Annotated in this window: 7 protein-coding genes, 2 tRNA genes and 2 rRNA genes; 10 read left to right on the top strand and 1 reads right to left on the bottom strand. The window is 45.5% G+C overall.

Features of this window, described 5'->3' with window-relative positions; translation table 11 throughout:
- Positions 1-136: 136 nt before the first annotated feature.
- The 5 genes from SWOO_RS14600 (at position 137) to SWOO_RS14580 (ending at position 4233) form a co-directional block, all read left to right on the top strand.
- Positions 137-1177, top strand: coding sequence for a proline racemase family protein (locus SWOO_RS14600; RefSeq protein WP_012325432.1), 1041 nt, complete (start codon positions 137-139; stop codon positions 1175-1177).
- A gap of 52 nt (positions 1178-1229) precedes the next feature.
- Positions 1230-2528 (top strand): NAD(P)/FAD-dependent oxidoreductase, encoded by a 1299-nt coding sequence (locus SWOO_RS14595; RefSeq protein ID WP_012325431.1) that lies wholly within the window; start codon positions 1230-1232, stop codon positions 2526-2528.
- Positions 2529-2951: 423 nt separating this feature from the next.
- A complete protein-coding gene (locus SWOO_RS14590; protein WP_012325430.1) occupies positions 2952-3260 on the top strand; it encodes a GNAT family N-acetyltransferase in 309 nt (102 codons plus the stop codon).
- A gap of 83 nt (positions 3261-3343) precedes the next feature.
- The gene (locus tag SWOO_RS14585; RefSeq protein WP_012325429.1) at positions 3344-3802 is read left to right on the top strand and encodes a nuclear transport factor 2 family protein; all 459 of its coding nucleotides are present in this window, start codon (positions 3344-3346) and stop codon (positions 3800-3802) included.
- A 77-nt stretch (positions 3803-3879) separates the two neighbouring features.
- A complete protein-coding gene (locus tag SWOO_RS14580) occupies positions 3880-4233 on the top strand; it encodes a hypothetical protein (RefSeq protein WP_012325428.1) in 354 nt (117 codons plus the stop codon).
- 148 nt (positions 4234-4381) lie between these two features.
- Here the strand turns inward: SWOO_RS14580 and SWOO_RS14575 are convergent, their stop codons facing one another.
- On the bottom strand, positions 4382-5707 hold the full coding sequence (locus SWOO_RS14575; protein WP_012325427.1) for an aminopeptidase P N-terminal domain-containing protein: 1326 nt from the start codon (positions 5705-5707) through the stop codon (positions 4382-4384).
- A gap of 194 nt (positions 5708-5901) precedes the next feature.
- Here SWOO_RS14575 and gmhB point away from each other — a divergent pair, with 194 nt between their 5' ends.
- The 5 genes from gmhB to SWOO_RS14550 all read left to right on the top strand — a co-directional run bounded on the left by gmhB (position 5902) and on the right by SWOO_RS14550 (position 12566).
- Positions 5902-6453, top strand: coding sequence for a D-glycero-beta-D-manno-heptose 1,7-bisphosphate 7-phosphatase (gene gmhB, locus SWOO_RS14570; protein ID WP_012325426.1), 552 nt, complete (start codon positions 5902-5904; stop codon positions 6451-6453).
- A gap of 690 nt (positions 6454-7143) precedes the next feature.
- A 16S ribosomal RNA gene (locus SWOO_RS14565) occupies positions 7144-8686 on the top strand.
- 202 nt (positions 8687-8888) lie between these two features.
- Positions 8889-8965 (top strand) — tRNA-Ile (locus SWOO_RS14560).
- A gap of 152 nt (positions 8966-9117) precedes the next feature.
- A tRNA-Ala gene (locus tag SWOO_RS14555) sits at positions 9118-9193 on the top strand.
- A gap of 478 nt (positions 9194-9671) precedes the next feature.
- A 23S ribosomal RNA gene (locus SWOO_RS14550) occupies positions 9672-12566 on the top strand.
- The 16S and 23S rRNA genes sit together here with 2 tRNA genes alongside, the layout of an rRNA operon.
- Positions 12567-12815: the final 249 nt, after the last annotated feature.

Genomic DNA, 12815 nt, shown 5'->3' with positions numbered 1-12815 from the left:
ATTTTTGGATTTGCTTTAAAACTTATGTATATTGTATACAATATTACTGAAAAGAAAAGCCTCTTTTGGTTGAAATTTATCCCTACTGTTGCCAAATACTATATATTGCATACAAAGAATAAGAAAGGAGTGCGCCATGAAGCTAAACAAGCTGCCATTAGAAGTCGTGGGAAATCGTCAACAATTCATAACACTCGATGCTCACACTGAGGGTGAGCCACTTAGGATCATCATCTCTGGTTACCCAGAGATCTTAGGCGAGACCATATTGGAGATGAAGGAGTATGTGGCCCAACATTTAGACAGATACCGCACTCTGTTGATGCATGAGCCAAGAGGGCATGCCGATATGTATGGAGCATTGATCACTCGCCCTGTATCTAAAGAGGCCGATTTCGGCGTGCTGTTTCTACATAATGAAGGGTATAGCAGTATGTGTGGTCACGGTATTTTAGCTTTGGTGAAAGTGATGTGTGAAACCAACACGATTTTATTAGGCTGTGAACCAAGAGTGATAAAAATCGATGCACCAGCAGGACTTATCACAGCCACGGCATCACTTGATGAAGAGGGGAGAGTTCAGGCCAGTTTTGAAAATGTCGACTCTTGGGCGGAAGCAATTAACTGCAGTGTTATGGTCGAGGGCTTAGGTGAAGTTAACTATGATATTGGCTTTGGTGGCGCGTATTATGCCTACATAGATGCTGATGCTCTGGGGCTCAGTTGTGGTAGAGAAAATGTCGCCCAACTAATCGACCTAGGGAGACGTATTAAACACGCTGTCATGGATAGTCATCCTCTTGTTCACCCATTAGAGAGTGATCTTAGCTTTCTCTATGGCACTATTTTTATCTCAAAGGAGGTCACAGAGAAAGCTGCGCACTCCCGCCATGTGTGTATTTTTGCTGATGGAGAGGTGGATAGATCTCCCACAGGAACAGGCGTTGCTGCAAGAGCGGCGCTGTTATACGCCAAAGGTGAAATCGGGTTAAACCAGCCTCTGGTGATAGAGAGTATTGTCGACGGAAAAATGACGGTGAGTGCATTAAGAGAGCAAGATTTTCATGGCAAAAAGGCGATTATCCCACAGGTGTCAGGTCGCTCCTATATCACTGGTCAGCATCAATTTATTGTCGATCCAGATGATCAATTCCAAGATGGCTTTATTTTACGTTAAACCTGAAGTTTGATCCCCAATGACAGGGCTGAGTGAATAATATGAGAGCGTCATGACAAAGATTAATCATCGAGAACATAAACAGAGCAACAAAAAAGCCATAAAGGTAACGGTTATTGGTGCTGGAATTGTTGGACTGGCAACAGGAATTGAGTTGCAAAGAGCAGGGTTTCAGGTCGAGATCATCGATAAAGAGGGAGTTGGGGCTGGTGCATCACAGGGAAACGCTGGCCATTTTGCCACAGAGCAAGTGTTTCCACTGGCTGATCCTAGTTTACTGCCTAAACTGCCTGGCATGTTGCTCGATCCATTAGGGCCATTTCGTATCCGGCCTGCATATTTTTTCAAAGCTTTGCCTTGGTTTTGCCGATTTCTCATTAATATGTTGCCCAGTAAAAGGCTGCACAACGGACAAGGCATTAAGCGGCTCAATCAAGCCTCTATTACTGCGATGGAGGAGCTGACTAGTTTTTGCAACTGTGAGGAGCTGCTTTTATTAAATGGTAGTCTTTTGGTGTTTGAAGGAACGGCTATTGATGAGGTTGACAAGGAGTTTACCCACTACCGTGATGCAGGGGTTGAAGTTAAGTTACTGACGGGGGAAGAGGTGAGGGCGCTGGAGCCTAGCTTAAGCCAGTCGGTGACCCATGGACTCTTTTTTACTCATGTTGGACATACAAATGATCCTTATCAATTATGCCAAGCTTTTTCACAAAAATTTATCGCCTTAGGGGGAGAGTTGAGTACCGGTGAACTCGGTAAAATTGAGCCGGTAGGTGGTGGTGAAACAGGCATCAACTTGGCTCTATCATCAGGCTATATAGCCAATACTGATAAGATAGTTATAGCATCAGGAGCTTGGTCTAAGCCGCTTGTGAAACAGCTAGGCCATAAAGTGCCGCTGGAAGCAGAGCGGGGCTACCATTTGATGATGCCCCAAAAAAGCAGTTTGTCACGTCCTGTTGCCTCCTATAATCGTAAATTCATTATCACCCCGATGACAGAGGGAACGCGACTGGCTGGAACCGTGGAATTTGGTGGCTTACAAGCACCGTTGAATGAGTCTCGCGCTGACTGTCTATTCCCCCATGGCAAGGCCCTACTGCCAAGCCTATTTGCTGATGCCAAAGTGAGCGATGGTGAGCGCTGGATGGGATTTAGGCCCTCGCTGCCCGATAGCTTACCTGTATTGGGAAGCAGCTCAAATCATAAGAATGTGTTTTTCTCATTTGGACACCAGCATTTAGGACTGACCTGGTCGGCGATAACCGCTAAGCTCTTGGCTCAACAGATGTCAGGTGAACAACCTGACATTGATTTGAGTGATTATCGGGTTGAAAGGTTTAGATAAACGCTTTGCTCAGCCTTCGAATGAAGGCTGATTACATTTTCTTTTTTGGGAGGAAAGAAGGAAGGGAAAATTTAGCTTATTCTAATTAAGCATCTATTTTAAATGAACTTTATTTTTTAGTTGTGCGAAATAAATCACAAATAACTAAATTCTGGCTTTCAACACTAGAGTTGTTCACAAAGTATGCTGCTTTATCGCTGTAAGCTATTGAATACGAAATGAACATAGGTTACTTTGTCAACATAAAATAATTTGGCTGACTGTTCTTATTCGGAATTCTGCCTAATATACTGTTAGCTGTAAAGGGATGCCAATGGATATAGAAATAACCAATACTCCTAAATCTAAAGATGACGAAAGAATCATTGAAGGAACAAGAGCATATAATGCTAAGTTTGTAGATAAAGATTGGCGCCCCTATCTGTGTATCTGCGTGATGATGCGGGGCAAGTTATAGCTGGCTTAACCGGTAAGATTTTTGGTGGTTGGCTTCATGTAGAGTTTTTGTGGGTAGATGAAGCCCACCGCAACAAGGATTACGGTGCAAAGATATTATCCGAAGCAGAGAATGAAGCTATTTCGAAAGGTTGCAAGGCTTCATCTCTAGATACTTTCAGCTTCCAAGCATTAAATTTCTATCTAAAGCAAGGTTATGAGGTGGTCGGTGAATTGGACGGTTATTACGGAACACATCGTCGCCACTACTTAAGAAAACAGCTAACAAGAAAATGAACTTCGCGCGTAAACACCCCTTCGGGGTACACTCTGGACTCAAACTCTCTGGCGTTATACCCAGTTAAACATTGGAGGTTGTTTTGAAAAAATTGATATTGCTTATCTCATGCTTTATTGCTGCCTTTTCTGCCTACGCAGAAGAAGTGGATTTAAAAGAATTTGGGAAATCTTACTTTCAGGCTTGGCAAGCTACGCAAGTCCCAGAGGCAACTACGAAAGATGTAGAAAATTATCTGTCTTTTCTAAAAGAGGACGTAGGGCATCAGCATTTGCCTTATGCAAGTGATGATTCTCGCCTTCCATCAGGTAAAAGTAATATGCGTGAAGGTATGGCATTTTATCTTGGGGCTCATACAGCTTATTCCGCTACACTTAACCAAATTGTTCCTGCTTACAATGTTGTTGTCATCACGTACTCAACCCAAAGCAGTGGTATACATCCTCAAACAAAAGAAGTAATCCACCAAAATTACGAAACAATGGAAGTATTGGAAATTGAGGACGGCAAAGTGTCTGTAATAAGGAAGTATTCAGAGTAATGGCAAGGTATAACGAATCACTTAACTCGCGCCCTTCGGTCGCTGGGGCAAATACGTTAGGTGTTTCGTGAGTCTGTATGTCTTTCCTGAGTAAATTACTCCGTTGGGAGCGAGGCAGGCAAAAATCGGGTTACGATAAAATGCTGCTTTGTGGAGCAATTTGGCCTATAAAATTTGATACTTATCTGCTCAAATTCCCTGAAGGAAGTGAAATATCTCCACATACGGATAAAGTTGTATCAGGCAAGCATTATCGATTAAATATAGTAATAAAAAATGCAGTTGAAGGCGGTGAGTTTATTTGTGCTAATCCAATCTACGAAACAAAACGGATTAAACTATTTCGCCCTGATGTAAGCGAACACCAAGTTTCAAAAATTGTAAAAGGTAATAGATATTTACTTAGCATTGGTTGGGTAAAAAACACTTAACAAGAGACTATGGCGTTAATAGTTAATTTTGATCTTTTGGCGCTTCCCACACTTTCCCCAAAAAAAGGGCCATCTCTTAGCATCGAAGGAAAAGATAGGACAGCCATGTCTTTTGTTTTTTGAGCTATCCCCCTTGTTATACAGTAAGTCAGTCAATTGGTGACATGATTGACTCGATCTCACCGATTGTTCGTGGCACGCCCGCAGAGAGGTTTTCAAAGCCATTTTGTGTCACAAGAATGTCGTCCTCTATTCTGATCCCCATACCGCGATACTTTTCTGGTATGTCAGTTGCTGAAAGTGGAATGTAGATCCCTGGCTCTATGGTAAATACCATTCCAGATTCAAGCTTGCGCCATTGTCCATTTTCATCGTGGTATGGCCCAACATCGTGGACATCCATCCCTAACCAGTGACCGGTTTTATGCACCGTGAATCGCTTATAACTTTCATCTTTCATGATGTCATCAATATTACCGCTGAGTAAACCCAACTCTAATAGGCCTTTAGCCATGACTTCCATGCAGGTTTCATAGAGGCTGTTCCAGTTGGCGCCTGGCTTAACTTTATCTATGGCGGCATCTAATGCGTTTAATACCAACTGATAGATGTCCCTTTGAGCTTCGTTGAACTTACCATTAACTGGGTAGGTGCGGGTGATATCAGAGGCGTAGTGCTCAAGCTCTCCACCTGCGTCAATCAGTAACATCTGACCGTCGGCCAAGTTGCAGCAGTTTTCTTCATAATGTAAGCAGCAGGCATTGTTACCTGAAGCGACAATATTTGGGTAAGCAACCTCGCTGCAGCCATATTGAGAGATTGCAAAATTGAAGCTTGCTGAGAGCAGCCCTTCATTCACACCAGGCTTACAGGCCCGCATAACCGCGATATGCCCAGCAGTGGAAGCGTGTACTGCAGCTTTTATCTTATCAATTTCATGACTACTCTTAATGACTCTCATTGGGTGGAGCACTTTTGCTAACGGTGTGAGTGTGCGGTGCTGCTTGATGGTATCAAAACTACAGTTCAGTCTTTGATGATTTAACCAGCCAATAACTTGGCTTGAGAAGCGGCCGAGTTCATCACTGATAAATAAGTTCGCGTGATCGGTTAATTTAGAGAGTAGAACTTGTTCAAGCTCTGCAATATCAAAAGCATCATCAGCCCCATACTGACTAAGGGCACCGAGTACACCTGCACGTGCGCCAAAACTCACCTCTTGGGCTTCATCTTTAGGCCGGCAAAGTAAGGTATACGAATATCCTGTATCCTTACTTTCATCACAGTATAATAGTGCGACAGCATCTGGTTCGTTAAAACCTGTTAAGTATAAGAAGTCATTATCCTGCCTGAAATGGTACTTTATATTTTTGCTTCTTACTTTTTGTTGGTATCCGCTAATAATGACAAAGCTTTTATTGGGAAGTGCATTAAATAGTCTTGTTCTACGGTTTTGATACATTGTGCTAATCATAAAAAATACTCATATCATCGACAGGCTCAGCAAAAGTTAGCTGAGATCGTGGCTGATGGATTATTTGAATGTGGTTACTATATTTGTATATTTTATCCGTGGCAATCATGGCGTAGAAAACCCATAAGAATAGCGGTGCAATTTATGGAAATGGATGGGATAATGTCCACAGATATTTATATGGAGTTAAACTCGTGAGTCGAGCAGTTTTTTTAGATAGAGATGGGGTTATCAATATTGATCATGGCTATGTTCATATGGTCGATGATTTTGAGTACGTTGAAGGCGTATTTGATGCTTGCCGCTCACTAAAAGAGATGGGGTTTAAGCTGGCGGTTGTGACAAACCAGTCTGGTATTGCGCGTGGCTTATATAGTGAAGACCAATTTCATTCCCTAACGGAGTGGATGGATTGGAACTTTGTAGATAAAGGTATCGAGCTTGATGGTATCTATTATTGCCCTCATCATGCTGAAAAAGGCATAGGTGAATATAAGCAAGAGTGTGATTGCCGCAAACCTAAGCCTGGAATGATGTTGTCAGCAGCTGAGTTTTTAAAGTTGGATTTGACTCAGTCGGTCATGGTGGGTGATAAGCGTGATGATATGCTGGCAGCTAAAGCTGCGGGGATCCCAATAAGAATTCTGGTGCGCACAGGCAAAGAGGTGACAGATGAAGCGGTTGCTGAAGCGAGTGTCGTTCTTGATTCAATTGCCGATGTCCCTGGATATTTAAAGAGTTTATAAAAGCTTTGTAAGAGGTATCCACTCTTACCTTATTTAAAGCACCAATTAACACTTGGTGCTTTTTTGTTGCTGTAATAAGCCAGTTTGGTTCGATATTTACACGTTTTGACTGTAAAACGTGCGCTTGAATTAAATCTTAAAATAAACGCTTGTGTTCAAAATCCTTATACCTATAATGCGCAACCACTGAGACGGGACAGCAGGCTTCCAGCCTAAAGCACCGGCCACAGTGTGATGAAACAGTGAAACGTATTCATCAGGTAGAAAGCGGTTTAAGTGGTTTGTAGATGTGGCTTACATATAAGAGTATTTATCTCTTCTGTTTAAGAAATCATCGCTTGAAAAACTTCTTAAAATAAGCGCTTGACGCCAACCACGGAGAGTGTAGAATACGCCTCCTCAAGCCAACGACCTAGCGTCAACGGCAGCATCTGAAAGATTGGTGCTAACGTTCTTTAGCAGCCTTGAGCGCTGAACGTAGTTCTTTAAAAAATTATCAAGTAATCTGTGTGGACACTCACAGGTGTTGAGTTATTCGAAATTGCTTTCTTGTCCTTCGGGATGTAAGCAATCAAAAATATTACTCGATGAATGAGTGTTCATAGAATCGAACTTAGTTCGGTTCACTATATAAACAGTATAATTCATTGAGCCGTTCTTCATTCTTAATCGGATGAGAACAAAAAACTTTAATTGAAGAGTTTGATCATGGCTCAGATTGAACGCTGGCGGCAGGCCTAACACATGCAAGTCGAGCGGAAACAGAAAGTAGCTTGCTACTTTGCTGTCGAGCGGCGGACGGGTGAGTAATGCCTAGATATCTGCCTAGTCGTGGGGGATAACAGTTGGAAACGACTGCTAATACCGCATACGCCCTACGGGGGAAAGGAGGGGACCTTCGGGCCTTTCGCGATTAGATGAGTCTAGGTGGGATTAGCTAGTAGGTGAGGTAATGGCTCACCTAGGCGACGATCCCTAGCTGTTCTGAGAGGATGATCAGCCACACTGGGACTGAGACACGGCCCAGACTCCTACGGGAGGCAGCAGTGGGGAATATTGCACAATGGGCGAAAGCCTGATGCAGCCATGCCGCGTGTGTGAAGAAGGCCTTCGGGTTGTAAAGCACTTTCAGCGAGGAGGAAAGGTTAGCGGTTAATAACCGTTAGCTGTGACGTTACTCGCAGAAGAAGCACCGGCTAACTTCGTGCCAGCAGCCGCGGTAATACGAGGGGTGCAAGCGTTAATCGGAATTACTGGGCGTAAAGCGTACGCAGGCGGTTTGTTAAGCCAGATGTGAAAGCCCCGGGCTCAACCTGGGAATTGCATTTGGAACTGGCAAACTAGAGTCTTGTAGAGGGGGGTAGAATTTCAGGTGTAGCGGTGAAATGCGTAGAGATCTGAAGGAATACCGGTGGCGAAGGCGGCCCCCTGGACAAAGACTGACGCTCAGGTACGAAAGCGTGGGGAGCAAACAGGATTAGATACCCTGGTAGTCCACGCCGTAAACGATGTCTACTCGGAGTTTGGTAACTTAGTTACTGGGCTCCCAAGCTAACGCATTAAGTAGACCGCCTGGGGAGTACGGCCGCAAGGTTAAAACTCAAATGAATTGACGGGGGCCCGCACAAGCGGTGGAGCATGTGGTTTAATTCGATGCAACGCGAAGAACCTTACCTACTCTTGACATCCACAGAACTTTCCAGAGATGGATTGGTGCCTTCGGGAACTGTGAGACAGGTGCTGCATGGCTGTCGTCAGCTCGTGTTGTGAAATGTTGGGTTAAGTCCCGCAACGAGCGCAACCCTTATCCTTATTTGCCAGCGAGTTATGTCGGGAACTTTAGGGAGACTGCCGGTGATAAACCGGAGGAAGGTGGGGACGACGTCAAGTCATCATGGCCCTTACGAGTAGGGCTACACACGTGCTACAATGGTCGGTACAGAGGGTTGCGAAGCCGCGAGGTGGAGCTAATCCCAGAAAGCCGGTCGTAGTCCGGATTGGAGTCTGCAACTCGACTCCATGAAGTCGGAATCGCTAGTAATCGTGGATCAGAATGCCACGGTGAATACGTTCCCGGGCCTTGTACACACCGCCCGTCACACCATGGGAGTGGGCTGCACCAGAAGTAGATAGCTTAACCTTCGGGAGGGCGTTTACCACGGTGTGGTTCATGACTGGGGTGAAGTCGTAACAAGGTAGCCCTAGGGGAACCTGGGGCTGGATCACCTCCTTACCTATACGACTAACTTAATGTTTGTTGAGTGTTCACACAGATTACTTGATAGAAAGAAAGAGAAATATACGTGTCTATTTAGACGACGTTAATTCGCTCTAGCACAAGACGCTTGAAGAGTGAGGAAGGACGTGTAGTTTACTACACGACGACTGAACGATGAAAAGCAACGCAGTGATTGAGTGAAGAAACAAGTATAAATGGGTCTGTAGCTCAGCTGGTTAGAGCGCACCCCTGATAAGGGTGAGGTCGGTGGTTCAAGTCCACTCTGACCCACCAATTCTTCGTGATACTGCGTTATGTAGTTCGTCGTTTAGCAGGCTAAACGTCCTAACTACAAGCCTTGTCTCACTCGAATTGGCTTCGCCAAATCTTTTAAGTCTTGGCTTACTCGATTTGGTCACGTTATATATTCTCAACTGCATGTAAATGGGGCTATAGCTCAGCTGGGAGAGCGCCTGCCTTGCACGCAGGAGGTCTGCGGTTCGATCCCGCATAGCTCCACCATTTACTTGTTGGATTGTTTGATAGGGAATACGCTAAACAGCGGTTCTATCCCACTCATATTACTCCACCATATACATGCTCATGGATAGAGATGCCAAAGATAAACTAAGACTTTATCTTTGGCTTTTTTAAGCCCGCTCTTTAAAAATTTGGAAAGCTGATAGTATTAATTTAACGATTAATGCGAAATAAATAATTGAGTTCTCAAACACTTAAATCAAGTGCCGAACGATTTACCATTAGGGTAATGAGTTCATGAGTATTCTTTTGGCGAAAGTAAACACCATTAGTTGCGATACATCTCGTTCAAACTTACCCGTTTGAACAGTGAGTCTGTTAGCGCAGCCAATCGCTTGTTAGGCAAAGCCGTGAGTTGAATGAGGAGGGAGTGTAGTTCACTACATGACCGACGAATGAAGCTCGCAATGTAGCATAACAAGATGAGTGGCAAGCGGAAAAAGATCCATGTGGGTTGTATGGTTAAGTGACTAAGCGTATACGGTGGATGCCTTGGCAGTCAGAGGCGATGAAGGACGTAGTAACTTGCGAAAAGCGTTGGCGAGCTAGTAACAAGCATTTGAGCTAACGATGTCCGAATGGGGAAACCCACTTACATAAGTAAGTATCATTAACTGAATACATAGGTTAATGAGGCAAACCCGGGGAACTGAAACATCTAAGTACCCGGAGGAAAAGAAATCAACCGAGATTCCCCTAGTAGCGGCGAGCGAACGGGGATTAGCCCTTAAGCGTAGAGGGTGTTAGTGGAATGAGCTGGAAAGCTCAGCGGCACAGGGTGATAGCCCCGTACATGAAAACTAACTTTACGTGAAAACGAGTAGGACGGGACACGTGACATCTTGTCTGAACATGGGGGGACCATCCTCCAAGGCTAAATACTCCTGACTGACCGATAGTGAACCAGTACCGTGAGGGAAAGGCGAAAAGAACCCCTGTGAGGGGAGTGAAATAGAACCTGAAACCGTATACGTACAAGCAGTGGGAGCGGTTCTTGAGACCGTGACTGCGTACCTTTTGTATAATGGGTCAGCGACTTACATTTTGTAGCGAGGTTAAGCGAATAGCGGAGCCGTAGGGAAACCGAGTGTTAACTGCGCGTTTAGTTGCAAGGTGTAGACCCGAAACCCGGTGATCTATCCATGGGCAGGTTGAAGATTGAGTAACATCAATTGGAGGACCGAACCGACTTATGTTGAAAAATGAGCGGATGACTTGTGGATGGGGGTGAAAGGCCAATCAAACCGGGAGATATCTGGTTCTCCTCGAAAGCTATTTAGGTAGCGCCTCGAGCGAATACCATTGGGGGTAGAGCACTGTTAAGGCTAGGGGGTCATCCCGACTTACCAACCCTTTGCAAACTCCGAATACCAATGAGTACTACTCGGGAGACACACGGCGGGTGCTAACGTCCGTCGTGAAAAGGGAAACAACCCAGACCGTCAGCTAAGGTCCCAAAGTTATTGCTAAGTGGGAAACGATGTGGGAAGGCTTAGACAGCTAGGATGTTGGCTTAGAAGCAGCCATCATTTAAAGAAAGCGTAATAGCTCACTAGTCGAGTCGGCCTGCGCGGAAGATTTAACGGGGCTAAGCAATACACCGAAGCTACGGGTTTGCACCTTTGGGTGCAAGCGGTAGAGGAGCGTTCTGTAAGCCGTTGAAGGTGAAGGGGTAACCCACACTGGAGGTATCAGAAGTGCGAATGCTGACATGAGTAACGATAAAGGGAGTGAAAAACTCCCTCGCCGAAAGACCAAGGGTTCCTGTCCAATGTTAATCAGGGCAGGGTGAGTCGACCCCTAAGGCGAGGCCGAAAGGCGTAGTCGATGGGAAACGGGTTAATATTCCCGTACTTCTGCTAACTGCGATGGAGAGACGGAGAAGGCTAGGCTAGCGCGGCGTTGGTTGTCCGCGTTTAAGGCTGTAGGCTGTTCACTTAGGCAAATCCGGGTGAACATTAGGCTGAGAGTTGATGACGAGGTCCTAAGGGACTGAAGTAGTTGATGCCATGCTTCCAGGAAAATCTTCTAAGCTTCAGGTTAGCAGGAATCGTACCCCAAACCGACACAGGTGGTTGGGTAGAGAATACCAAGGCGCTTGAGAGAACTCGGCTGAAGGAACTAGGCAAAATGGTACCGTAACTTCGGGAGAAGGTACGCTCCCGACGGTGATGAGACTTGCTCTCTAAGCTGTTGGGAGTCGCAGATACCAGGTGGCTGCAACTGTTTATCAAAAACACAGTACTGTGCAAACTCGCAAGAGGAAGTATACGGTATGACGCCTGCCCGGTGCCGGAAGGTTAATTGATTGGGTTATCTTCGGAGAAGCTCATGATCGAAGCCCCGGTAAACGGCGGCCGTAACTATAACGGTCCTAAGGTAGCGAAATTCCTTGTCGGGTAAGTTCCGACCTGCACGAATGGCGTAATGATGGCCACGCTGTCTCCAGCCGAGACTCAGTGAAGTTGAAATTGCGGTGAAGATGCCGTATACCCGCGGCTAGACGGAAAGACCCCGTGCACCTTTACTATAGCTTGGCACTGAACATTGAACCTACATGTGTAGGATAGGTGGGAGACTTTGAAGCAGGAACGCTAGTTCTTGTGGAGTCGACCTTGAAATACCACCCTTGTAGCTTTGATGTTCTAACTCTGGCCCCTGAATCGGGGTTGAGGACAGTGCCTGGTGGGTAGTTTGACTGGGGCGGTCTCCTCCCAAAGAGTAACGGAGGAGCACGAAGGTTGGCTAAGTACGGTCGGACATCGTACGGTTAGTGCAATGGCATAAGCCAGCTTAACTGCGAGACATACACGTCGAGCAGGTACGAAAGTAGGTCATAGTGATCCGGTGGTTCTGAATGGAAGGGCCATCGCTCAACGGATAAAAGGTACGCCGGGGATAACAGGCTGATACCGCCCAAGAGTTCATATCGACGGCGGTGTTTGGCACCTCGATGTCGGCTCATCACATCCTGGGGCTGAAGTCGGTCCCAAGGGTATGGCTGTTCGCCATTTAAAGTGGTACGCGAGCTGGGTTCAGAACGTCGTGAGACAGTTCGGTCCCTATCTGCCGTGGGCGTTGGATGATTGAAGGAAGCTGCTCCTAGTACGAGAGGACCGGAGTGGACGAACCGCTGGTGTTCGGGTTGTTATGCCAATAGCATTGCCCGGTAGCTACGTTCGGAATCGATAACCGCTGAAAGCATCTAAGCGGGAAGCGAGTCCTAAGATGAGTCATCCCTAGGAATTAAATTCCTCTAAAGAGCCGTTCGAGACTAGGACGTTGATAGGTCAGGTGTGTAAGCGTTGTGAGGCGTTGAGCTAACTGATACTAATGACTCGTGAGGCTTAACCATACAACCCAGATGGGTTTTATGAGTAGCTAGTGTGATTACTTCATAAGCACAAAAGAATACGAACTTGATTTAAGTTGGTCATAAAATGCTCCTGCATTTATGACATATAGTACATCCATGTACTTAACCCAATTATTTAAAGCTTTCTAAATATTTATTGAAGTCAGCGCAGCTAATGGCTGAGATTGACAACGCTACGACAAAACGAGCATCACAGTGTACTCCAGTACATGAGAAGCGCAGTGCCGA

It is taken from the genome of Shewanella woodyi ATCC 51908 (assembly GCF_000019525.1).
Lineage (GTDB): Bacteria > Pseudomonadota > Gammaproteobacteria > Enterobacterales > Shewanellaceae > Shewanella > Shewanella woodyi.
The sequence above is the reverse complement of the archived record's forward strand: the minus strand, read 5'-3'. Positions and strand labels throughout refer to the sequence as shown.